21 protein-coding genes are annotated in these 24,072 nt (G+C 60.5%); 13 read left to right on the top strand and 8 right to left on the bottom strand.

The features are described 5' to 3' along the window. The 8 genes from bcsG to dnaA form a co-directional block, all read right to left on the bottom strand. Positions 1 to 1,662, bottom strand: coding sequence for a cellulose biosynthesis protein BcsG (bcsG, locus tag DCS96_RS16545; RefSeq protein ID WP_232818305.1), 1,662 nt, complete (start codon positions 1,660 to 1,662; stop codon positions 1 to 3). After that, positions 1,646 to 1,849 carry a cellulose biosynthesis protein BcsF gene (gene bcsF, locus DCS96_RS16540; protein ID WP_116475516.1) on the bottom strand — a complete coding sequence of 68 codons (204 nt, stop codon included), beginning with the start codon at positions 1,847 to 1,849 and terminating at the stop codon, positions 1,646 to 1,648. The genes bcsG and bcsF overlap by 17 nt, the downstream gene beginning before the upstream one ends. 2 nt (positions 1,850 to 1,851) lie before the next feature. Beyond that, positions 1,852 to 3,402, bottom strand: coding sequence for a cellulose biosynthesis protein BcsE (bcsE, locus tag DCS96_RS16535; protein ID WP_116475515.1), 1,551 nt, complete (start codon positions 3,400 to 3,402; stop codon positions 1,852 to 1,854). 174 nt (positions 3,403 to 3,576) lie between these two features. Then, entirely contained in the window at positions 3,577 to 4,725 is a 1,149-nt protein-coding gene (gene zapE, locus DCS96_RS16530; protein WP_116475514.1) for a cell division protein ZapE, read from the bottom strand. Between the two features lie 109 nt (positions 4,726 to 4,834). After that, positions 4,835 to 7,252 (bottom strand): DNA topoisomerase (ATP-hydrolyzing) subunit B, encoded by a 2,418-nt coding sequence (gyrB, locus tag DCS96_RS16525; protein ID WP_116475513.1) that lies wholly within the window; start codon positions 7,250 to 7,252, stop codon positions 4,835 to 4,837. Between the two features lie 4 nt (positions 7,253 to 7,256). Continuing rightward, complete coding sequence (gene recF, locus DCS96_RS16520; RefSeq protein WP_116475512.1) at positions 7,257 to 8,348, bottom strand: DNA replication/repair protein RecF; 1,092 nt, start codon at positions 8,346 to 8,348, stop codon at positions 7,257 to 7,259. Positions 8,349 to 8,354: 6 nt separating this feature from the next. Continuing rightward, complete coding sequence (gene dnaN, locus DCS96_RS16515) at positions 8,355 to 9,458, bottom strand: DNA polymerase III subunit beta (RefSeq protein WP_116475511.1); 1,104 nt, start codon at positions 9,456 to 9,458, stop codon at positions 8,355 to 8,357. Positions 9,459 to 9,471: 13 nt separating this feature from the next. Continuing rightward, a complete protein-coding gene (gene dnaA / locus DCS96_RS16510) occupies positions 9,472 to 10,836 on the bottom strand; it encodes a chromosomal replication initiator protein DnaA (RefSeq protein ID WP_116475510.1) in 1,365 nt (454 codons plus the stop codon). A 377-nt stretch (positions 10,837 to 11,213) separates the two neighbouring features. Here dnaA and DCS96_RS16505 point away from each other — a divergent pair, with 377 nt between their 5' ends. From DCS96_RS16505 to DCS96_RS16445, 13 genes are all read left to right on the top strand, one after another. Beyond that, positions 11,214 to 12,815, top strand: a complete 1,602-nt coding sequence (locus tag DCS96_RS16505; RefSeq protein WP_198650113.1) for a BCCT family transporter — start codon at positions 11,214 to 11,216, stop codon at positions 12,813 to 12,815. Then, positions 12,799 to 14,808, top strand: a complete 2,010-nt coding sequence (locus DCS96_RS16500) for a CocE/NonD family hydrolase (protein ID WP_116475509.1) — start codon at positions 12,799 to 12,801, stop codon at positions 14,806 to 14,808. Before DCS96_RS16505 ends, DCS96_RS16500 begins: the two co-directional genes overlap by 17 nt. Before the next feature lie 65 nt (positions 14,809 to 14,873). Continuing rightward, positions 14,874 to 15,860 (top strand): LysR substrate-binding domain-containing protein, encoded by a 987-nt coding sequence (locus tag DCS96_RS16495; protein ID WP_116475508.1) that lies wholly within the window; start codon positions 14,874 to 14,876, stop codon positions 15,858 to 15,860. Positions 15,861 to 16,013: 153 nt separating this feature from the next. Beyond that, the gene (locus DCS96_RS16490) at positions 16,014 to 16,775 is read left to right on the top strand and encodes an amino acid ABC transporter substrate-binding protein (protein WP_116475507.1); all 762 of its coding nucleotides are present in this window, start codon (positions 16,014 to 16,016) and stop codon (positions 16,773 to 16,775) included. A gap of 5 nt (positions 16,776 to 16,780) precedes the next feature. Beyond that, complete coding sequence (locus DCS96_RS16485; protein WP_116475506.1) at positions 16,781 to 17,446, top strand: amino acid ABC transporter permease; 666 nt, start codon at positions 16,781 to 16,783, stop codon at positions 17,444 to 17,446. 7 nt (positions 17,447 to 17,453) lie between these two features. Further along, the gene (locus DCS96_RS16480) at positions 17,454 to 18,206 is read left to right on the top strand and encodes an amino acid ABC transporter ATP-binding protein (protein ID WP_116475505.1); all 753 of its coding nucleotides are present in this window, start codon (positions 17,454 to 17,456) and stop codon (positions 18,204 to 18,206) included. 278 nt (positions 18,207 to 18,484) lie between these two features. Next, a complete protein-coding gene (rpmH, locus tag DCS96_RS16475) occupies positions 18,485 to 18,619 on the top strand; it encodes a 50S ribosomal protein L34 (RefSeq protein ID WP_116475504.1) in 135 nt (44 codons plus the stop codon). Continuing rightward, positions 18,619 to 18,981, top strand: coding sequence for a ribonuclease P protein component (gene rnpA, locus DCS96_RS16470; protein ID WP_116475503.1), 363 nt, complete (start codon positions 18,619 to 18,621; stop codon positions 18,979 to 18,981). The genes rpmH and rnpA overlap by 1 nt, the downstream gene beginning before the upstream one ends. Beyond that, entirely contained in the window at positions 18,942 to 19,187 is a 246-nt protein-coding gene (gene yidD, locus DCS96_RS16465) for a membrane protein insertion efficiency factor YidD (RefSeq protein ID WP_116475502.1), read from the top strand. The genes rnpA and yidD overlap by 40 nt, the downstream gene beginning before the upstream one ends. A gap of 3 nt (positions 19,188 to 19,190) precedes the next feature. Continuing rightward, positions 19,191 to 20,855, top strand: a complete 1,665-nt coding sequence (yidC, locus tag DCS96_RS16460) for a membrane protein insertase YidC (protein ID WP_116475501.1) — start codon at positions 19,191 to 19,193, stop codon at positions 20,853 to 20,855. Between the two features lie 206 nt (positions 20,856 to 21,061). After that, complete coding sequence (gene mnmE, locus DCS96_RS16455) at positions 21,062 to 22,423, top strand: tRNA uridine-5-carboxymethylaminomethyl(34) synthesis GTPase MnmE (RefSeq protein WP_116475500.1); 1,362 nt, start codon at positions 21,062 to 21,064, stop codon at positions 22,421 to 22,423. A 203-nt stretch (positions 22,424 to 22,626) separates the two neighbouring features. Continuing rightward, positions 22,627 to 23,565 (top strand): PDC sensor domain-containing protein, encoded by a 939-nt coding sequence (locus tag DCS96_RS16450; protein ID WP_116475499.1) that lies wholly within the window; start codon positions 22,627 to 22,629, stop codon positions 23,563 to 23,565. Positions 23,566 to 23,652: 87 nt separating this feature from the next. Beyond that, positions 23,653 to 24,054, top strand: a complete 402-nt coding sequence (locus DCS96_RS16445; protein WP_116475498.1) for a hypothetical protein — start codon at positions 23,653 to 23,655, stop codon at positions 24,052 to 24,054. Positions 24,055 to 24,072 lie beyond the last annotated feature (18 nt).

Here is a 24,072-nt window from a genome sequence, read left to right as displayed (position 1 = left end):
TCATCGTGGATAAGGCACCCAGTCACCGCCGTTGAGGCGAATATAGCTGTCCCCCTGAAACGCCATCACCACCGCGTTGTCATTTTCCGAGACCGGCGCCGTTTGTGGCAGATCCCGAACCAGGGCCTGCCAATCTACGGTGCTCGCCTCGAACACCTTGCCATCCACCAGCCGGGCGATCAGTTCGGAGATGGCCAGATAGCTGCTCGGCGCCGTCATGTCGAGGGACGGCCCCCGATGCGGCGCCTGCATGCCAAACAGCTTGATACCGACCGGAACCCGGGTTACCGCCGGGCTGGGGATATCACGCAAGCCGGACAGCTGTACCTTGTCGCCGACCAGGGCGGCCCCGTGTTCGGGCACCACGACCACCATCAGCCTGCGGCCGGACTGCGCCAGTTGATCGAAGAAGGCATCGAGCTGATCGAACAGGGTACGGGCGCGGGCGGGATAGGGCGCGGTTTCGCTTTTCCCGGGCAGGCGATTGCCGTCATGCAGCGGGATCAGGTTGAAGAAGGTGGCGCTGCGGCCGTCTCCGCCGGCCTGTTGTTGTGTCAGCCAACGACTGAACAGTTGCGCATCGTCCAGTACCGGCTCCCCGTCGAACGAGACCAGTGCCTGGGACATGCCCTGTTGTGACATCAGCGGGGCCTGCAGCCTGCCGTGGCGGCGCAGCTCGGCCAGGTAGTTGCCGAAGGTGCCGGAATGATCCATGGCCAGACGGGTATCGAAACCTAGTTGTGCCAGGTTGTCGAACAGATAACAGCCGGGATCCGCCGGTTGATACAGCTCTTGCTGGCTGCCCTGGCCGCAACTGGCCCGCAGCAGGCGGATAGCGGCCGGGCCACTGTAGGAGGTGGCCGAATTAAAGTCCTGGAAGCGAATATCAAACCGCTGCCAGAGCGGATGCGAGGCCAGCTCGGCGGCCTCGAGATCCGACCAGGAAAGCGAGCAGATATTGATCACCAGCAGATCGAAGGGCACCGCATCGGCGGGGAGCGTCTCCGGAAACGCGGTCTGCCGGTGCCGCTCCTGCTGATAGAAGGCTTCAAGGTGGGCATTCAGATTCTGGTTGGTGGCCGGGAGCCGCACCGGCAGCGCCTTGGCGGAGTCAGGTTCCGGCGCGGCGGGCAGGGTACCCGCCGGAGGCTGTTCCACCGCCGGCCGCAGCGCCACCGCCGGTCCGGAAAGCTGCAGCACATTGAGCCAGCCCAGGGCCGCCACCACCAATACGGTAAAGCGGAGCCACTGGGCCAGGAACAGGTAGGCCACCCACAACACAAAGGCCGCCCCCAGCATCTGCCAGTTGATAAAGCGCTCTGCCAGCTCAAGCAGATAGGCTCCGCTCAATCCTGCCAGTTGATCTCCCTGGCTGAGCAGGCTGCCGACACCGGGTAGCCAGGTGTCGTGATAAAACAGCCCGGCCCCGAGTGGCAGCGCCAGCCAGTGGCGCAGGCGGTGCAACCGGATGCCGGGGACGGGAAACAGCAGGAAGGCGGCCAGCACCAGGTTGGCCAGCGGGTGAAAATTCAGATAGCCATACCACAACAGGCCGAATTTCAGCAGGAAATAATAGTTCCAGCCACCCAGGCCGCGCCAATGCTGCCCGGGGCCGCTCATCGGCTCGCCGTCCCCGGGTCGAAAATCAATCTTTTTGGTCATGTTCAGAGTCTGATGGGGTGGGCCCTTTGCGTTGCCAGATCCCTTCGGACTTCAGGTAACGCGGCGAAAACAACAGATGACGCAGCCACTGCCGGGTGGGTGGCAGCCACGCCCGCAGGAAGTAACCCAACGGCAGCATGATGACCGCACACAGCAGGAAAATGCCCGCGATATCGCCGATATACATGGCTATTCGTCCTCCTCGCGAAACACCGGTAACCGGATGCCCTGGGGAAGGGGTCGGGGGACCGGGGGCGCCGACGGCTGTATTTTCTGACCTGCTGAGCGCGGGGGCTCGGCCGGTGACCAGCCGGTCGGTTGCTGAGCCTGGAGCAGCCTTACCTGGTCCAGGATATGGCGATCCTGATGCCAGACCCTACGCCGCCCGAACAGCCCGGACACCGACAGCCGGAAGATATGGCCCAGGGCCACATCCACTTCATTGACTCGGCAGGCAAACAGAAAAACAAAGAGGTGATTGTCGACTGTCATGGCCAGGTCACCATCGCGATGCATCCGGCACAGGGTCAGCGCCTGCCCGGCCCGCAGTCCAGACACAGGTTGCAAGGCGACCAGCACCCCCTTGTCGTCTTCCGGCAACAGCGGATGGCTCATCAGACTGATCAGGGCACGGCAGAAGGACGCCTGGCCGAGCACCCCCTTGAGCCGGAGCGGTCGCGTGGCAGCGAACAGCTCGCCGATATCAGACGGGACATGGCGCCCGAAGGATTGCCCCTGGACGGCCTCCAGCAAGGACGGGACGCGGGACAGGGGGACATGGTGCGATGCGATCAGGTTGGCGCCGCAGGCCAGCAGCAGATGCTCATCGGTATGGCGCAGGCTGACCGACAGCTCCCGCACCACCAGTTTGATCCCCTTGCCCCGCAGCCGGCGCAGCTGGTGTATCTGCCGGGCCAGTTCTTCGACTTGCTCGCTGTGTCGCAATGCGAACACCAGGGTAGCCGCCTGCGCCTGCCGCCCCGCTTCGGCCAAGGCCCGGTTGCTGTCAAACAGCCGCCAATGCTCCGACAGCGCAGGCGCCCCCTCCAGCACATGGCGTTCGGCCAGCACCTGATGCTCATCATGGCGGAGCCGGGATGGCTGCGGCTCGTCTTCCCACAGCTGCCAGCCCCTTTCTCCCGGGAGCAACGCCAGCTGTTGCCCCGCGCTGACACCGTCATGGTTACACCAGAATGCCACCTGGTATTGGTGCTTATCCTGCAGCCAGCGCAGGCGGGATAACCCCTGTAGGGTACGATGACGAGACGACAGGGACGCATGCAGCGCATTCCCTCCCGGGCCGTGGCCGACGATCAACAGGGTACAGCCCTGCCGGCACAGCCAGCGACTCATCTGCGCCACCCAGTCCCATAAGGCACCCGGGTCAAGGGCCTGCCACAACCGGGCGGGGGCAAGCAACAGCAACAAACGGCCACGGGGCTTGAGCCCGCGCATCAGGTCTTCACTCAGGTGCGCGAGCGCCGGTCCGCTTTCCGGCAATGAAAACAGAGGCAGTTTCTGGGGGCCGCCGTACTCCAGCTCATCGACTACCTCTGCAGGCGCACCACCGGCGCAGATCAGCGCGGCCCGGGTATCGGCCGGCTGGCTGCCGATAACCTGCCGGCACAACAGGACGGCATCCTGCCGGCGATCGGCGTTCAGCCAGTACAGGCCGGGGGCCTGCATCAGCAGCAGTTCATCCCAGAGATGTCGGATACCGAGCGTGAACGATTGGGCCATGGCGGGACGGGTCTTGTTGAAGTGGAGCTATGCCGGGCAGTCGCCGGATAAGGAACGCCAGCATTGTAACACCATGTATATTGGCGAGAAAGCCGCCATCGCGCGATAGGTTCCTGGGAGCTTGCTGCTATTGGCGAATCAGGGTGGCAACCACAAAAAAGACTAATTAAGCCCTCAGTTGCTGGCGCTGGCCGGACGCCGCTCACCGAAACGCGCCAGCTGCATCTCTTGCAGCCGGCTCAGGGTACGCCGGAAAGGGAACGAGAGGTAGCCCTCGCCATAGAGCCGGTCAAGCGGCACCCGGGCCTCCAGATACAGGGGGATACCCCTGTCGTAGCATTCATCCACCAGGGCGATAAAGCGGCACACGCCGTCATCCTGTCGGGACAGCACCGGCAGTCGACGCTCACCGGCGGCCACCTGCTCGACGCCATCCTCGGTGCCGCGGGCGATATCCCGGCCCTTTGGCCCCTGACTCAGACAGGGCAGATCGCTCAGCAGTATATGGGCGTAACGGTCGCAGAGTTCGATAAAGTCCATGGCCGCCAGCGGCTGCTCGCACAATTGCTGGTAATGGCACCAGAGCACCCGTTCGCTGCGTCGCACCACGGATACGGCCCTATGCCCCAGTACAAGGGGGGCTCCGGTGTGAGCGCCACCGGCGCTGAGCCGGGTGAATTCCGCCGCCAGTGCACCCGGCTGGCCGCCGTCATTCACCCAGTAACGCGGCCGGGACTCGCCCGGATGCAACCGGTGATCCTGCCCGCCATCCACGGCGACCACCTGCATGGCCGCCTGCATCGCAACCACAGCAGGGACAAAACGATCCCGGTTGTAGCCGTCGGCATAGAGCTGCTCGGGGGGCTGATTGGAGGTGACCACCAGCACGGTGCCCTGTTCGAAGATCAGCCGCAGCAACCGGCCGAGGATCATGGCGTCGCCGATATCGCTGACAAACAGCTCATCCAGACACAATACCCGGACTTCCCGAGCCAGTTCCCGGGCCAGTGCCTGCAGCGGATCCGGGGTGCCGGTCAGCTGGAACAGGCGCTTATGCACCCAGCGCATAAAGTGATGGAAGTGCTGGCGGCGGCAAGGCAGGGTCAGGCCTTGATGGAAGCAGTCCATCAGCCAGGTCTTGCCCCGCCCAACCGGGCCCCAGAGATAGATGCCGGCGACCCATCCCCCGTCTGCTTCGGGTTGGTGCAGTTGCCGGTAACAGTGCTCCAGCGCCTCGACCGCCTGTTGCTGGCCGGGGTCGGGGCTGAATCCCAAATGGTTGACGGCCTGCTCCCAGGCCGCCTGCGGCGATAACATGATCATTGGGCTGATGGCCTGCTTCTACGACAATGGCCGAACAGGGTACCTGAAAGCGGCGTAAAAAAAAGCAGCTCCGGGAGCTGCTTTTATCTTCGACCTGATGCGATAAGCCCTAGATATCCAGGTTGGCCACTTTCAGGGCATTGGTCTCGATAAAGTCGCGACGCGGCTCCACATGGTCACCCATCAGGGTAGAGAACAGCTCGTCGGCGGCCACCGCATCCTCTATGGTCACCTGCAGCATGCGGCGGGTGCCGGGATCCATGGTGGTTTCCCACAACTGATCCGGGTTCATTTCACCCAACCCCTTGTAGCGCTGCACATAGAGGCCGCGCTTGCTTTCGGTCATCAGCCACTCCAGACCTTCGACAAAGCTGCCGATCGGCCTGGTCTTCTCGCCCCGCTTAACATAGCCGCCTTCCTCGATCAGGTTGGCGATGCCCTTGCCCAGCGCCACTATGCTGCGATACTCGCCGGAAGCGAAGAAGTCATAGCTGATCGGAAACTCCTTCTCGATACCGTGCTGGCGCACCCTGACCTTGGGCAGGTAGCAGTTGCGTTCTTCGAAGAAGCTGTAATCCAGGCGGTACTGGGTGCCGTTGCTGTTGTTTTCTTCCAGCGACCGGTTGATGGCCGCCACCCAGTCCTTGACCCGGGCCTCGTCGTTGAGCGCATCCAGGGTCAGCTCCGGCTGGTAGATCAGCTCATTGAGCACCAGTTCGGGCGCCCGACGAGACAGCCTGGAGATCAGCATCTGCACCTTGCGGTAATCGTTAACCAGCTTTTCCAAGTGCTCGCCACCAATGGCCGGCGCCGACTCGTTGACATGCAGGGTGGCACCGTCCAGCGCCAAGCTGGTCTGGTACTGCAGCATGGCCTCCTCGTCCTTCAGGTACTGCTCCTGCTTGCCCTTCTTCACCTTGTACAGGGGCGGCTGGGCGATATAGACATAGCCCCGCTCTATGATCTCCGGCATTTGCCGATAGAAGAAGGTCAGCAGCAGGGTACGGATATGGGCACCATCCACATCCGCATCGGTCATGATGATGATGTAGTGGTAGCGCATCTTGTCCGGATTGTATTCATCCCGGCCGATGCCGCAGCCCAGGGCGGTGATCAGGGTGGCCACCTCCTGGGACGACAGCATCTTGTCGAAGCGGGCCTTCTCCACATTGAGGATCTTGCCCTTGAGCGGCAATATCGCCTGGTTCTTGCGGTTGCGACCCTGCTTGGCGGAGCCGCCCGCCGAGTCGCCCTCCACTATGTAGAGTTCGGATAGGGCCGGGTCTTTTTCCTGGCAGTCGGCCAGCTTGCCGGGCAGGCCGGCCAGATCCAGGGCGCCCTTGCGACGAGTCATTTCCCGCGCCTTGCGGGCCGCTTCCCGGGCCCGGGCCGCGTCGATGATCTTGTTGACCACGATCTTGGCATCCCCCGGGTTTTCCAGCAGGAACTCGTTCAGCCGCTCGGCCATGGCCTGTTCGACGGCGGTTTTCACCTCGGACGACACCAGCTTGTCCTTGGTCTGGGACGAGAACTTGGGGTCCGGCACCTTAACCGAGATCACCGCGGTCAGTCCTTCCCGGGCATCGTCGCCGGAGGCCGAGGTCTTGGCCTTCTTGCTGTAGCCTTCCTTATCCATAAAGGTGTTCAGGGTACGGGTCAGGGCCGCGCGAAAACCGGCCAGGTGGGTCCCGCCGTCCCGCTGGGGAATGTTGTTGGTAAAGCAGAAGATGTTTTCCTGGTAGGAATCGTTCCACTGCATGGATACTTCCACCGCAATACCGTCTTCCCGCTCGCTGGCGAAATGAAACGCCTTGGGATGGATCGGGGTCTTGTTGCGGTTGAGATATTCAACAAACGCCTGGATGCCACCTTCGTACTGGAAGTGGGTTTCCTTGTTGTCCCGCTCGTCGATCAGCCGGATGGACACGCCCGAGTTCAGGAACGACAGTTCGCGCAGCCGCTTGGCCAGGATATCGTAATGGAAGTCGGTATCGGTAAAGGTTTCGTGGCTGGGCCAGAAGCGGATCAGGGTACCGGACTTGGTGGTTTCGCCCACCGCAGTCAGCGGCCCCTGGGGCTCGCCGTGACGATAGGTCTGTTCATGAACCTTGCCACTGCGCCAGACGGTCAGCTGCAGGGTTTCCGACAGGGCATTCACCACCGACACCCCCACCCCGTGCAGACCGCCGGATACCTTGTAGGAGTTGTCGTCAAACTTGCCGCCGGCATGCAGCACGGTCAGGATTACCTCGGCGGCGGAGCGGCCTTCTTCTTCGTGTATATCGACCGGAATACCCCGGCCGTCATCGGAAACGGAAACGGAGCCGTCGGCGTGAATGGTGACGATGATGTCCTTGCAATGGCCGGCGAGGGCTTCGTCGATCGAGTTGTCCACCACCTCAAACACCATATGGTGCAAGCCTGTGCCGTCATCCGTATCGCCTATGTACATGCCCGGACGTTTGCGGACTGCGTCCAGACCCTTTAATACTTTAATACTCGAAGAGTCATAAGTGTGTTCACTCATTGGCTTACTCGCACTCCTGGGTTTCGGTGATTTCACCCTGTTTCACATGAAACAGCTTACTGTTATCCCGTGTTATCATTTGGCTCAGCTGAGAAAGTTCGATGGCGGAAATAAATACCTGGGCGCCGAGCTCATTGAGGCGGTTGGCCAGCCGGTTGCGTTTCTCGTCATCAAGTTCAGAAGCAAAGTCATCTATCAGAAAAATGCAGTCTTTGTTCGACTGCTTCTTCAGGTACAGGCCCTGGGCCAGACGCATGGCACAGACCAGCAATTTCAACTGCCCGCGGGACAACAAATCCTGTACCGGCATGCCCCGGGCCTTGATCCTGAGTTCGGCCTTGTGTGGCCCCGTCTGTGTATATCCCGCGGCCAGATCCCGCTCCATGCCCTGTTCCAACAACCGGGCCAGGTCTCCCTGGCGATCCCAGCCGCGGAAAAAATCAAAGGAGAATTGGTATTCCGGCAGAAAATCCGCCGCTATCTCCATAATCAGCGGGCTGATGGCGGTACAATACTGCTGCCGCAACCGACTCAGCTGTTCCCCCTGCTGCACCAGCTGCTGATCCCAGAACGCCAGCTCCCGGTAGGGCCGGCCCTGTCGCAACAGGGCATTGCGCTGCTTCAGGATACGCCTAAACGCCCCCCATACCGGAAAAAACTCGGACGTCGAATAGAACAGCCCCCAATCCAGGTAGGCACGCCGCAACTTGGGACCGCCGGTGAGTAGATTATACCCTTCCGGATGGATCAACTGAATGGGCAGAATGTCGGCCAGCTCCGCCAGTCGTTCGGCCTTCCTGCCGCCGATCTTGAGCCGGGTATCACCGCCGCGGGTTTTGCTCAGGCCGACCGGCAGGCTGTCTGCCCCCAGCTGCAGGCGGGCAAACAGGGTAAAGGCCTGTTCCCCCTGACCGATCACCCGGCTGGTCAGATGGGTGCGGAAGGAACGGCCGAAGCCCAGATAGTGAATGGCTTCGAGGATGCTGCTCTTGCCGCTGCCGTTGGCCCCCACCAACAGGTTAAGGCCGGAGCATGGAGTCAAGCGGGCATGCTGGATATTGCGAAAATCCTTGAGCTGCAGGTTAACCAGGCTCATGCTTACCTACAGCCGCATCGGCATCACCACATAGAGCGCATCACCATTGTCTTCCGCCTCGATCAGGCCGCTGCTGCTGGCGTCCTTCAGGCTGATTTTCACCTGCTCCGACTTCAGGGTTCCCAGGATATCCAGCACATAGGAGACATTAAAGCCAATCTCCAGCTCGCTGCCCTGGTAGTCCACATCCAGCATTTCTTCCGCCTCTTCCTGCTCGGGGTTGTTGGCGGTGATCTTCAGGGTCTGATCCTGCAGATACAGGCGCACGCCGCGGAATTTTTCATTGGACAGGATCGCCGCTCGGGAAAATGCCTGCTTCAGTTCTTCCCGGCCACAGATCAGGGTCTTGTCGCTGTTGCGAGGCAATACCCGGCGGTAGTCGGGGAACCGGCCGTCAACCAGCTTGGAGGTGAAGATAAAGCCGGAGGTCACGGCACGCAGGTTGCTTTTACCGATCTGCAGGCGCACGTCCTGATCCTCCTGGTCGAGCAACTTGACCAGCTCCAGCACCCCCTTGCGCGGCACTATCACCTGCTGGGCGGGCAGCTCGTCTGCCAGCAACTGGCGCTGGCAGGTGGCCAGCCGGTGGCCGTCGGTGGCCACGGTACGCAGCCACTGACCTTCGGTCTCGAACAACATGCCGTTCAGATAGTAACGCACATCCTGGATCGCCATGGAAAACTGGGTGGATTCAATCAGCTTCTTCAGCACCTGCTGATTGATGTCGAATTCCAGATCCGAATTCCAGTCCTCGATATTGGGAAAATCTTCCGCCGGCAGGGTGGAGAGGTTGAAGCGGCTGCGTCCGGAACGCAGCAACAGCCGATCCGTATCCTGGGTGAAGGTCAGCTCGGCACCATCGGGCAGGCCCCTGCAGATATCCAGCAACTTGCGCGCCGGCACCGTGGTGCGGCCTTCGGTCACAGGGCCATCCAGGCCGACCAGGGCCACCATCTCCACCTCGGTATCGGTGCCGGTCAGTGACAGTGAGTCATTACTCACCTGCAATAGTATGTTGTTGAGAATGGGCAGATTGGGGCGACCACCCAGGGCACCGGATACCAGCTGCAGGGGACGCAGGAGCGCTTCACGACTGAGGGTAAACTGCATGGTGTTCTCCGAATCAGGAAGAAAGGGTACGGATGAGGTTAGAATAATCTTCCTTTATATCATGACTCTCTTCACGCAACTGCCCAATTTTCCGGCAGGCGTGCAGCACGGTCGTGTGGTCGCGACCGCCGAAGGCATCGCCGATCTCGGGCAGCGAATGGTTGGTCAGCTCCTTGGCCAGCGCCATCGCCAGCTGACGCGGACGCGCCACCGAGCGGGAACGGCGCTTGGACAGCAGATCCGCCACCTTGATTTTGTAATACTCGGCAACCGTCTTCTGGATATTGTCGATGGTCACCAGCTTTTCCTGCAAAGCCAGCAGATCACGCAATGCCTCACGCACGAAATCGATGTTGATGGCCCGGCCGGTGAAGTTGGCATTCGCTATCACCCGGTTCAGCGCCCCTTCCAGCTCACGCACATTGGAACGCAGCCGTTTGGCGATAAAGAAGGCCACCTCATCGGGCAGATGCATGTTGTTTTCCGCCGCCTTGCGCATCAGAATGGCGACCCGGGTTTCCAGCTCGGGCGGCTCTATCGCCACCGTCAGCCCCCAGCCGAAGCGGGACTTGAGCCGATCCTCCACCCCGTTGATCTCTTTAGGGTAACGGTCCGAGGTCAGGATGATCTGTTGGTTGCCTTCGAGCAGCGCATTGAAGGTGTGGAAGAACTCCTCCTGGGAACGCTCCTTGTTGGCGAAGAACTGAATATCGTCGATCAACAGGGCGTCGACACTACGGTAGTAGCGTTTGAACTCTTCGATGGCATTGTTCTGCAGCGCCTTCACCATATCCTGCACGAAGCGCTCGGAATGCATGTAGATAACCTTGGCGTTGGTCTTGCGAGCACGGATGCCGTTGCCGACCGCATGCAGCAAGTGCGTCTTGCCCAGACCGGTACCACCGTACAAAAACAGCGGATTGTAGGCGCCACCCGGATTGTCCGCCACCTGACGGGCCGCCGCCCGTGCCAGCTGGTTGGACTTACCCTCGACGAAATTATCGAAGGTATAGTTGGTGTTCATATTGCTCTTGTGGTTGATCTGCGGCTTGTCCTCGGCCTGGGTGATCCAGGAAGGCGCCATCTGCACCTTTTCCTGGGGCTTGCTGTTGGCCACCAGGTTCACCTGCGCCGGCTTGTTGCCCACATCGAACTTGAGCACGGGGCAGTTGCTGCCGCAAAACTCGCCCAGCAAACCGTTGATCCGCATTAGATACTTATCACGCACCCAATCCAGCACGAAGCGGTTGGGGGCAAACAGGGTCAGGGTATTGTCGCCCAACTCAGCCTGCAGTGGCCGGATCCACATACTGAATTCCGCCGAAGGCAATTCATCTTGTAGCCGGTCCAGGCACTGCTGCCAAAGCATAGCGCTCATCTAAACTCCTGCAATTAAGGGATCTGATCAAGGGGGGGTTATTCTACTTAGCCGAGGGGCCGATCTCTAGCCGGATCGTGCCGATCTTGGAAAATATGATCCTTGACTTATCCAGGATCATCACAACCTCATACACAGGATCCACTATTTTATAAACAAGCTACCCACACCCCGGGCTTGTCAGGATCCCGGGGACTGAAAAGGGATCCCGCCCCGTTCATGATCCAGCGGCATGACCCCATGTCCAGAAATTGATTGAGCGGATCCTCGCCACTCGCCAAACTCGCAGCATGTCATGCCGGGTTGTCGCAACAAGGGCTGTTTCCCACAGCCCGGCCACCCGAGGATCTATCAAACACCGTCACGGAGTGATGTTTATGTTGTCTACCAATCTGAGGCCCCTGGTATTCTGGCCCACCTTCCTGCTGCTGCTCGCCGCCCTGGTGACCAGCTACCTGGATCTGGATACCTTCCTCGCCACCACCAAAGCATTGAACAATGCCATCCTGCAGAATTTTTCCTGGCTGTTTAATATCGGCAGCCTCTATCTGCTGGTGCTGGCGGTGGTCGTTTATTTTTCCCCCCTGGGCAAGATCCGCATCGGCGGAGATAACGCCGAACCCCTGCTGTCCAAGCTTCGCTGGTTTTCCATCACCCTGTGCACCACCCTGGCGGTAGGGGTGTTGTTCTGGACCACGGCCGAGCCCCTCTATCATCTGTACGGACCGCCCGAAAGTGCCGGCCTCGAGCCCGGCTCTGCCGATGCCGCTCTGTTCTCGGTTTCGACCATGTTCCTGCACTGGTCTTTTACCCCCTACGCCATCTACACCATTCCCTCCCTGGTGTTTGCCCTGGCCTTCTATAATCAGCGCAAGCGCTTTTCCATCGGCAGCATGCTGGAACCCGTGCTGGGCGCCGGCAACACCCGCCGTTTCGGCGGCATGATTGACGCCATCGCCCTCTATGCCCTGGTGGCCGGCATGGCCTCATCCCTGGGCACCGGTGCCCTGACCCTGGCCGGCGGCATGGGCCAGTACTTGGGGGGAGACACCAGCCCACTGCGCCTCGGCGTCATCATCGCCGTCATCGTACTCACCTTCGTGCTGTCCGCCGCCAGCGGCCTGAAGAAGGGCATCGCCCGGTTGTCGGCACTCAATGCCTGGCTGCTGTTGTTCCTCGGCCTGTTCGTCTTTGCCTTCGGCCCCAGCGTCTTCATGATCTCCCTGGGGGCCGAGTCGTTCGGCCTGTATCTGGACAGCTTCTTCAGCCGCAGCCTGTTCAGCGGTTCCGCCGCCGGCGATCCCTGGCCCCAGTGGTGGACCATCTTCTACTGGGCGGTCTGGTTTGCCTGGGCACCCATCAGCGCCCTGTTCCTCGGCAAGATCGCCCGCGGCTATACGGTGCGCGAGTTCATCCGCATTAACTTGCTGTTCCCCTCCCTGTTCGCCATTGCCTGGATCTGTATCTTCTCCGGTGCCGCCATCTACCTGGAAATGCACCAGGCGGCGGGGCTGAACGAGGTGCTCAACAACCAGGGCGTGGAACATGTGCTGTACCGGTTGTTCGAGCAGCTGCCGGGCAGCCAGCTGATGATTGTGCTGCTGCTGTTTATCGCCTACGTCTCTTATGTGACCGCCGCCGACTCCAACACCGATGCCATCGGCAGCCTCTGCACCCGGGGCCTGACCGCAGACAGCGACCTCAACACCGGCCTGCCGATGAAAGTATTGTGGGGCTCCATTATCGGTGTGGTGTCCTGGATCATGGTGGCCTTTGTCGGCCTGGACGGCGTCAAGATGCTGTCCAACCTGGGTGGCCTGCCCGCCATGTTCATCATACTGCTGGCCAGTGCCTCACTGTGGCGATGGCTCTCCAATCCGGCCCTGCTGGAGCCGGACCACGCCACAACCCAGGTCGCCGACTCGCACACTCCCTCACACTCTTTTAAAGGAACGCAGGCCAATGCAAATCAAGCATGAGTTTCCCTACCAGGTACGCGAAATAGAACACCTGCTGATCCCCCTCAAGGATGGCACCCGCCTGGCTGCCCGCATCTGGCTGCCCGCCGATGCCGAGCAGAACCCGGTGCCCGCCATCCTGGAATATCTGCCCTACCGCAAGCTGGACGGCACCGCGGTGCGCGACGCCCTCACCCACCCTTATCTGGCGGGTCATGGTTATGCCTGCGTGCGGGTGGACATCCGCGGCAACGGCGAGTCCGACGGACTGATGCTGGATGAATATCTGCGGCAGGAACAGGACGATGCCCTCGAGGTAATCGACTGGCTCTGCCGGCAGCCCTGGTGCGACGGCAATATCGGCATGATGGGCATCTCCTGGGGCGGCTTTAACGGCCTGCAGGTGGCGGCACGCAAACCCAAAGCACTGAAGGCGATCATCACCCTCTGCTCCACCGACGATCGCTATGCGGACGATATCCATTACAAGGGCGGCAACCTGCTGCTGGAAAACCTGGGCTGGGCCGCGACCATGCTGAGCTTTTCCGCCGCCGTGCCGGATCCCCGGCTGGTGGGCGATGCCTGGCAGTCGATGTGGAAACACCGTCTGGATAACATGCCGCTGCTGGCCGAAAACTGGTTGCAGCACTCGCTCAGGGACGACTACTGGGCCCATGGCTCCATCTGTGAAGACTACGGGGATATCGAGGCTGCCGTGTACTGTGTGGGGGGATGGGGCGATGCCTATCGCAATACCCCGGTACGGATGATGGAACGGCTCAAGTGCCCGAAGAAGGCGCTGATCGGTCCCTGGATCCACAAGTATCCCCACTTCGCCATCCCGGATCCGGCCATCGGCTTCCTGCAGGAAGCCCTGCGCTGGTGGGATCACTGGCTGAAGGGCATGGACACCGGCATCATGGACGAGCCCGAATGTACCTTCTACCTGCAGGATGCCCAGCCGCCTTCCGCCATGAGCGCTCACCGGCCCGGCCACTGGGTGCGGACCGACGGCTGGCCCGGCAGCCAGGTTGAACGGCTGGACTTTAGCCTGGCCGACGGCGGACTCGAGCAAGGTGAGCACTCACTGACCCGGATCGCCACCGTCTGCTCTCCGCTCACCACCGGAGTCCATGGCGGCGAGTACTGTGCCATCTGGTTCGGTCCCGACTTTCCCACCGATCAGCGCCGTGACGATGCCCATTCCCTGTGTTTCGACAGCGCACCGCTGACCGCCCCCCTGGCCCTGCTGGGCAACCCCAGGGTCGCGCTCCGGGGCAAGGTCGATCAGGACTGCGGCCAGGTCACGGTGCGTCTGAATGATATAGCGCCGGACGGCCGCGCCACCCTGATAAGCTACGGCACCCTGAATCTGGCATTGCGCGATGATCCGGCCCGGCTTACCCCACCGATCCCCGGCGAGGAGATGGCATTCGAGGTGGAACTGGACAATATCGGTTACCGGGTGCCGGCCGGCCATCGGCTGCGCATCGCCATCGCCACCGCCCATTTCCCCCTGCTCTGGCCCAGCCCCAGGCTTACCACCCTGAGTCTGGTCCCGGGCCTGCAGCGCCTGGAACTGCCGGTATTCCAGGGCGGGACCATCGACAATCCCTTCCAGCCGCCGGAAGCGGCCCCTCCCGTGGCCATGGAATTCCTGCGCGAAGCCAGCCCCAGGCGAACCATCAGCGAGGACGTGGCCAGCGGCGAGGTCTGCGTGCGGATCGACGACGACATGGGCAGCTATCGGTTCCTGGACCACGGCCTCTGGGTGGAGCAGAAAGCCACCGAAGAATACCGTACCCGTCCTTATGATCCCGATGCCACCTGCGCCGATATCCATTGGCTGTACCGGGCCGGCCGGGACGAGTGGGAAGTAAGGGTGGAAAGTGAGCTGCAGTTGTCCTGTGACCGGGACCATTTCTACCTGAGTGGCAAGCAGCTTGCTTGGCTGAATGGGGAGCAGTGTCACGAAAAATGCTGGGATAGCCGTATTCCCAGGGTCGCGCAGTAGCCTTGGGCCACCCGCTGGGAGTAAGGTAGGGGTTTATCAGCACAGGACAGCCGCAGGAAGCTTCTATGTCCGAACGGATCAAGCCCTTACCTCCCCTTAACTGCCTGCAGGCCTTCGAAGCCGCGGCCCGCAGCCAGAGCTTCACCCACGCAGCCAATGAGCTCAGCCTGACCCAGAGCGCCATCAGCCGGCAAATAAAGCGCCTGGAGGAATCCCTGGGTCGCCCGCTGTTTCGACGGGATGCCCTGGGAGTCGAGCTGACTCCGGCGGGAGAAAGTTATTTCCGCCTGGTGCAACGCCTGCTGCGGGAACTGGCCAGCGGCACCGCCGCCCTGACCCGGCGTCAGGGCGCGCTGCAACTGACCCTGGCTTCCAGCCCGACGGTGGCATCCATGTGGCTGACCCGCAAGCTGCCCGAATTACATCAAGCCTGTCCCCAGCTGGATATCCGTATCCTGACCATGGAAGATCCCCGCCGCCTTGATCTGAGTGAATTCGATCTGGCGCTCTATTATCAGATCCCCGGTGAAATGGCGCCGGAGGGGGTCCATATCACTCCGCTCTTCGAACAGGAAGACGTGATCTGCGTGTGCAGCGCCGGTTATCTGCTGCAGGCCGGTCCGGTGCTCAGCCCGCAGCAGATGCTGCAACAGCACAGCATGCTGGTGGTGGAGGATTTCTATCATGACTGGCTGACCTGGGAAGACTGGTTTCAGGCGGTCGGAGAGCCTTATCAGGCGCCCAGACGCACCCTGAGGGCCAACAGCTACCAGTTGCTGATGCAGGCCGCCCTGGCCGGACAAGGCATCGCCCTCGGCTGGTCCAGGCTGCTGGCTCCCTACCTGAAAGAAGGCTCCCTGGTGCAGGCCCTGCCAGAACACATGGCCAGCAAGGGGTTTCTGTCCCTGATGGAGCCCAGTCACCGCCATACCTCGGCCGCGGCCCGCCAGTTCATCCGCTGGTTACTCAATGACGGGCGCGAACGACCCGGCCTCGCCCCCGCCCGGGAACATGCCCCACCGCCCCCGGACGCAACCGGCGAGCTATACTAGGTGCTGTATAATAATGCAACATTAGTTCAATAATGATGCACTTTACAAAAGATTATACTGGTCATTCGGGTTATGCTTTATAAAAAATACGTCTTTCACTTGCCGACCTGGTTCTTTAGGATCCGGCAGACATCATTTATTAGAGAGAATATTATGCGTCATCCACTGAAGAGCCTGGTTACCGCCCTTGTGCTGCTGACCACCCTGGCCAACGCCCCGGCCGCACTGGCCGATACCATCAAGGTCGGCATGTCCGGTCGCTACTTCCCCTTCACCTTCGTGAAGCAGGATGAACTGCAGGGTTTCGAAGTCGACGTCTGGAAAGAAATCGGCAAACGCGCCGGGCATGATGTGGAGTTTGTCACCGCCAACTTCTCCGGCCTGTTTGGCATGCTGGAAACCGGCCGCATCAACACCATTTCCAACCAGATCACCATTACTCCGGAACGCCTGGCCAAATACGACTTCGCCGACCCCTATGTCTATGATGGCGCCCAGATAGTGGTCCGGCAGGGCAACGACAGCATTCAGGGTCTGGCTGACCTCAAGGGCAAAAAGGTGGCGGTCAACCTGGGCTCCAACTTCGAACAGCTGATGCGCGCCCATGACGTGAACAATGAAATCAACATCATCACCTACGAAACTAATCTGGAACAGGACGTGGTACTGGGCCGCATCGATGCTTTCGTGATGGATCGCGTCGGTTCGGCCCAGCTGATCAAGGAATCCGGCCTGCCCCTGCAACTAGCCGGCGCCCCCTTCGATACCCTGGAGAACGCCTTCCCCTTCGTTAAGGGCCCCGAGCAGCAGGCGCTGCTGGCCGAAGTGAACGCTGCCCTGGCAGAGATGCGTGCCGACGGCACCCTGGCGAATATCTCTGAAAAATGGCTCGGCGTCGACGTCACCAGTAAGTAACGGCCATGCAATTCGACCTCGGCTATACCCTGTCGCTGTTTCCCATCCTGCTCGGGTACCTGGGCACCACCATGGAAATGGCGCTACTCGGGTTCCTGTTTGCCCTGATCATCGCCGTGCTGCTGGCGGTGATCAGGACCTTCGAGCTGCCACTGCTCAATGCCCTGGCCAAGCTGTTTATTTCCTTTTTCCGGGGCACGCCGCTGCTGGTGCAGCTGTTCCTGCTGTATTACGGCCTGCCGCAGATCATGCCGATATTTATCGGACTCAACGCCTTCAGTGCCGCGGTAATCGGTCTGACCCTACATTTCGCCGCCTATATGGCCGAGTCGATCCGCGCCTCCATCCTGGGTATCCACAAGAGCCAGATGGAAGCCTCGCTGAGTATCGGCATGACCCGCTGGCAGGCGATGCAACGCATTATCCTGCCTCAGGCAGCACGCATCGCCACCCCGTCGCTGATGAACTATTTTATCGACATGATCAAGAGCACCTCCCTCGCCTTTACCCTGGGCGTGGCCGAGATCATGGCCTCGGCCCAGAAAGAGGCGTCCAGCAGCTTCAAGTTTTTTGAAGCCTTTATCGCGGTGGCCATTATCTACTGGCTGGTGGTGATCTTCTTTACCCATATCCAGACCCGTCTGGAGCGTCGTATGAATTCAGCTTATTAGGGCCGCCATGATCAAACTTCACAATCTGACCAAGATCTACAACGGCCAGACCGTACTCAACAACATAGACCTGGAGATTAAAAAAGGCGAAATCGTGGTGATCCTGGGGCCTTCCGGTACCGGCAAGTCCACCCTGCTACGCTGCCTGAACCTGCTGGAAACGCCGGAAGAAGGCACCCTGGATATCGACGATTTCTGGATTAACCTGGCCAGGCACACGGATAAAGAAGCCATAGCGCTGCGCAAACGTACTTCCTTCGTGTTCCAGAACTATGCCCTGTTCGCCAACAAGAGTGCCCGGGACAATATTGCCGAAGGCCTGATCACCGTCTGGAAGCGCCCCAAACAGGAAGCCAGGGAAGAAGCCCTGCGAATCCTCGCGGATATCGGCCTGGCGGACAAGGCCGACGCCTATCCCTCGTCCCTGTCCGGCGGCCAGCAGCAGCGGGTCGGCATCGGCCGGGCCATGGCCAGCCATGCCAAGGTGATGTTGTTTGACGAGCCGACCTCGGCACTGGATCCCGAGTGGGTGGAAGAAGTCCTGGGGCTGATGAAAAAGCTGGCACTGGCACATCAGACCATGGTGGTGGTTACCCATGAAATAGGCTTCGCCCGGGACGTGGCGGATCGGGTGATCTTCATGGATGGCGGCCGCATCGTGGAACAGGGGCCACCGGCCAGGCTGCTGACCAACCCGAGCGATCCACGCACCCGCGCCTTCCTGCGCAAGGTGCTGCCGGAGCAAACCGGCGGTGCCTGAACGGCCCCTGCCGGGATCCGGATCCCTGCGCTTTTAGTTGCACCTGTATCAGGGGGCTGTATAATCTCTGCCCCGCGATCCCCGAGGATCCCGGGATCGATCCTGGCCGGTGAAATACTTACCATCCGGGGTCATCAATCAACACCATGTCGATTGACGTTATATCCAGAACTGTTTAGAATTCGGCCTCTTTGGTGGGGCCGTCTCGGTGATGTTTATGCGTCTATCGGGTTCATGGTCAAACTGTACAGCAAACTGACACAGCGGTAATAACTACTATGAAACGCACTTTTCAACCTTCTAATTTGAAGCGCAAGCGCAGCCACGGTTTTCGTACTCGCATGGCTACCAAAAATGGCCGTAAAGTACTGGCTGCCCGTCGCGCCAAAGGTCGTGCCCGTCTGAGCGCCTAATGGCCAGGCACACCTTCCCACGGGAGTTACGCTTGTTAACTCCCGCACATTTCAAAAACGTCTTCGACAACCCCGTCAGAGCCGCATCTCCCCATCTCACACTGCTTGCCAAACCAAACGAACTGGGTCATCCCAGGCTGGGCCTTGCCGTACCCAAAAAAGCCTTGAAACGTGCTGTTTGGCGCAACCGGATCAAGCGTGTTGCCCGCGAAGCCTTCCGCCTCAAGCAACATCAGCTGCCCGCCGTTGATATTGTCGTGATCGCCAAGAAAGGCATAGGGGATGTGCCCAATGACGAATTGTTCGAGCTGGTGGATAGACTATGGCGTACCCTTTCTCGCCGTTGCAATGGCTCAGCATAGGCCTGATCCGCCTTTATCAGCTGGTCATCAGTCCCCTGCTTGGACCCAGGTGCCGCTTCACTCCCACCTGCTCTCAATACGCTATTGAAGCCATTCGGCTACAAGGTTTTTTAAAAGGCGGTTGGTTAACCGTCAAACGTCTATTAAAATGCCACCCTTTAGGTCCAAGCGGCCACGATCCGGTCCCGACAGAGCGAAGAAAATAAACTATGGAATCTCAACGCAATATACTTCTGATCGCACTGCTGCTGGTGAGTTTCCTCATCTGGCAACAGTGGCAAACGGATAAAGCGCCCAAGCCAGACCCGGTGCAGGCGAGCCAAACCAGCCCCGACAGCAGCGACTCGTTTGTTCCCGAGTCGGACCAGGCCGACAGCGATATCCCCGCCACCAACGGCCCCGTGTCCGCTACCCGCCGCCTGGTCACCATCACCACCGACTCCCTCAAGCTGTCTGTCGACACCCGGGGCGGTGATGTGGTGCATGCCGAACTGCTGGAGCACGACGACGAGCTGAACTCCGAGGACAAGTTCGTGCTGCTGCGTAATGGTGCGGATTTTGTGTATGTAGCCCAGAGCGGCCTGATTGGCCGTGACGGCCCCGACGCCCGTGCCGAGGGTCGCCCTGTATATCGGGCCGAACAGTCCTCCTATGAACTGGCCGCCGGCCAGGACAGCCTGACCGTGCCCATGAGCTTCACCAACGAAAGTGGCGTTGTCTTTACCAAGATCTTTACCCTGCATCGTAACCAGCACCTGGTCGAAGTGGGTTACCAGATAGACAACCGCAGTGCCGAACCGGTCCAGGCCCAGCTCTATGGTCAGCTGAAACAGAGCGAAGTGGACCCCGATGCCGAGGGCGGCAATGCGCTGATGGCGTCGGCCTATCGTGGCCCGGCCTACTCCACCGCAGACACCAAGTATGAAAAGTACGATTTCCAGGATGTGCGCGAAGCCAACCTGAACCAGACCACCGAAGGTGGCTGGGTCGGCATGCTGCAACACTACTTCGTGTCTGCCTGGATTGCCCCCGAACAGGAAACCAACCAGCTCTACAGCCGTGCCCGGACCAATAGCGGTGAGGCCATCATCGGCTTCAAGGCGCCGCTGGTGGAGGTCGCCCCCGGTGCCGAGCAGACCATCAGCGCCAAGCTGTGGCTGGGACCCAAGCTGCAGGATGAAATGGCCGCCGCCGCCGAAAACCTGGATCTGACCGTCGACTACGGCTGGCTGTGGTTTATCGCCCAGCCGCTGTTCAAGCTGCTGCAATTCCTGCAGAGCCTGGTTTCCAACTGGGGCTTGGCCATCGTGCTGACCACCTTCGCGGTACGCGGTATCATGTACCCGCTGACCAAGGCTCAGTACACCTCCATGGCCAAGATGCGCATGCTGCAACCCAAACTGGTTGCCCTGCGCGAGCGCTACGGTGACGACCGCCAGAAGATGTCCCAGGGCATGATGGAGCTGTACAAGAAAGAGAAGGTCAACCCACTCGGCGGCTGTTTGCCGATCCTGGTGCAGATGCCTATCTTCATTGCCCTTTACTGGGTACTGATGGAATCGGTCGAGCTGCGCCACGCTCCCTTCTTCCTGTGGATTGACGATCTGTCTGTCCGTGATCCCTACTTCGTGCTGCCTATCCTGATGGGCGCCAGCATGTTCGTGATCCAGAAGATGAGTCCGACCACGGTCACCGACCCCATGCAGCAAAAGGTGATGCAGTTCATGCCCATCATCTTTACCTTCTTCTTCCTGTGGTTCCCCGCCGGTCTGACCCTGTACTGGCTGGTGAGCAACGTGGTCACCATCACCCAGCAGTGGTTTATTTTCCGCCAGCTGGAGAAGAAAGGCCTGCACAGCAAGGCCGCCTCTTAAGGCCGCTGGCCGGTAGCGCCATAAATCAATACACTAAAGGCGGCCCCCCGGGTCGCCTTTTTTCTGCCCCCGAGGGCAAAGGAATACGCTTTGCCGGCATGCTGTGCATGTCTCGCTGTACGCTCTCCGCTTCATCCCTTAAACGGGAGATCGACCAGGCGCACTCCTTTACCCTCGCCAGCGTTATTTGTGGAGTAACAGAACAGATGTCGAACGATACCATAGTGGCCCAGGCCACCGCCCCCGGGCGGGGCGGCGTGGGCATAATCCGGGTCTCAGGCCCCCAGGCCGAGACCGTGGCCCAGGCCGTACTCGGCAAGGTGCCCAGGGTGCGCTATGCCGACTACCTGCCCTTTACCGACGAACAGGGGCTGGTGCTGGATCAGGGCATCGCCCTGCTGTTCAAGGGCCCCAACAGCTTCACCGGCGAAGACGTGCTCGAACTGCAGGGCCACGGCGGCCCGGTGGTACTGGACATGCTGGTGCGCCGGATCCTTATCCTGCCCGGACTGCGTCCGGCCCGGGCCGGTGAGTTCAGCGAGCGCGCCTTCCTCAACGACAAACTGGATCTGGCCCAGGCCGAGGCCATCGCCGACCTGATCGAGGCCTCCAGTGAGCAGGCGGCCCGCTCGGCACTGCAATCGCTGCAGGGCGAGTTTTCCAGCCATGTTCACGAGCTGGTGGAAGCACTCACTCACCTGCGAATCTATGTGGAGGCGGCCATCGACTTCCCCGAAGAGGAAGTCGACTTCCTGTCGGACGGCAAGATAGCCGGTGAGCTGTACGGCATCATGGATCGGCTGGCCGAAGTCCAGCGCCAGGCTCGCCAGGGCGCCATCATGCGCGAAGGCATGAAGGTGGTGATCGCCGGCCGGCCCAACGCCGGCAAGTCCAGCCTGCTCAACGCCCTGGCCGGCAAGGAGTCGGCCATCGTCACTGATATCGCCGGTACCACCCGGGACGTGCTGCGGGAATATATCCACCTGGACGGCATGCCGCTGCATGTCATCGACACCGCCGGCCTGCGCGAAGCCAGCGATGCGGTAGAGCGGATCGGCATAGAGCGGGCCTGGAGCGAGATCGAGCAGGCCGACCGCATCCTGTTTATGGTGGACGGCACCACCACCGACGCCTTGCATCCCAAGGATATCTGGCCCGATTTCGTCGATCGGCTGCCCGCCCATATCGGTCTGACCGTGGTGCGTAACAAGGCAGATCTGAGCGGCGAAGCAATGACAGTGGTCAGCGACGGCGAACACCCGGTTTACCCCATCTCCGCCAAGACCGGCATGGGTGTGGAGGCGCTCAAGGAGCATCTCAAGGCCTGCATGGGCTTTCAGGGCGGCGGCGAAGGCGGCTTCAGCGCCCGCCAGCGCCACCTGGACGCCCTGCACCACGCCGACCAGCACCTGATCATGGCCAAGGAACAGCTGGAGGTATACATGGCCGGCGAACTGGTGGCCGAGGAACTGCGCCTGGCCCAGGAACAACTGAGCCAGATCACCGGTGAATTCACCTCCGATGACCTGCTGGGCAGAATTTTCTCGAGTTTTTGTATCGGAAAGTAACCACTGTCTACTGATCCGCCCGTGTTCAGGCACGGGCATTGCGCTTCCTGGGTAAATGCCGGTATGGCACAGGCCTTTACCCTGACCGTCGCGAGATCACATCCCGGGCAATAATCCGGTCCCGCTATCGAATACTGTCATCCAGTTGCGCTACAGTCGTGCTCTCTACCATTAACCCCAGTGACCCAGAGAAACTTTCAGCCGTGAGCACACACAACCATTTCCGCCTGCTGGAACAGTACCAGCAATACCAGTCCGTCATCCACAGCCTGATGGAGTCGATCATGACCAGCCTGAACGGGCCGGAGCTGCAGCAGAGCAGTCAGGCCCAGCAGCAGAGCATCGACTACCTCAGCCGGGCTTACCCCTTCGTCGAACTGCTCTACAGCCTGGACAGCGACGGTATCCAGTTGATGGATTCGGCCTACAGCCCCACCATGAGTGAACGCAAGCGCCGCTCGCCGGGCAAGGGCAGCGACCGCAGCCGGCGGCCCTATATGCTGGCCGCGAAACAGAGTGCCAATGCCGTTGTGGTCACCAGCCCCTACCTGTCGAACGCCACCCACCAGCTGGCAATCTCGGTGGTGCGGCATCTGGTGGATGAACAGGGCCGTGATCTTGGTTATCTGGTGATCAACTTCAACCTGCGACGTCTGATTTCCTACCTCAACGGCGATGAGATGCGCTTTCGGTGCCACCACTATTTCCAGTGGATCTACGGGCTGATCGGTGGCCTGCTGATCCTGGTCGCGGCCCTGCTGCTGTACTCGGCATTCGAATCCCTGATGTCGGTGTTTGATGCCAACAGCAATATCGCGACCGGGGCCTTCGGTACCGTTATCCTGATCACCCTGGGGATGTCGATCTTCGACCTGGGCAAGACCATCCTCGAGGAAGAGGTGTTGGTAAACAAGGACATCCACCACCACGATTCGACCCGGCGCACCATCTCCCGCTTCATGGCGGCCATCATCATTGCGGTGTCTATCGAGGCCCTGCTGTTGATGTTCAAGTCGTTGCTCGACGGCAATGGCGGCGACCAGCTGATCAATGCGGTGTGGATGCTGATGGCGGCGGTGGCCATGCTCGGCGGCCTGGGGGTCTACCTCAAGCTGAGCCGGGACAACCAGACAGCAGACTAGGATATTATGGCCTTCGGTCATACCACCAGGCTGCTAGAATGGTAAGTGAGCGCACACTGTGAATAACACGGTTCCCCGGAGACCCTGATGCACACCTCACTGCGGAATTGCCTGCTCATCGCCCTGCTGGCGATGGCGCCGAACGGCGTGCAGGCCGGGCTGCTGGACGGCATGAGCTTTGTCGGCCTCAATGGCGAGGCAGGCAAGCCCCTTGATCCCGACGAACGCGAGGAAATCACCTTTAGGAACGGCCTGTTCACCTCGGTTTCCTGCGCCCCTTATAACTTCAAGAGCAGCGGGTACTCGGCCAATCGGGTGGACGACACCATTCACTTCAAGGCCGTCACCGAGAGTCCGACCCACGGCACCATCAGCTGGCAGGGAGTGATCGATGGCGACACCGCCGAGGTCAGTTTCGTCTGGACCAAGGAGCGCTGGTACTGGAATACCCGCCGTGAATACTGGTTCAGGGGCACTCTGAAACAATAAGGCAAGGCCAGGACTGCA

The organism is Zobellella maritima (assembly GCF_003075035.1).
GTDB lineage: Bacteria > Pseudomonadota > Gammaproteobacteria > Enterobacterales > Aeromonadaceae > Oceanimonas > Oceanimonas maritima.
The sequence above is the reverse complement of the archived record's forward strand: the minus strand, read 5'-3'. Positions and strand labels throughout refer to the sequence as shown.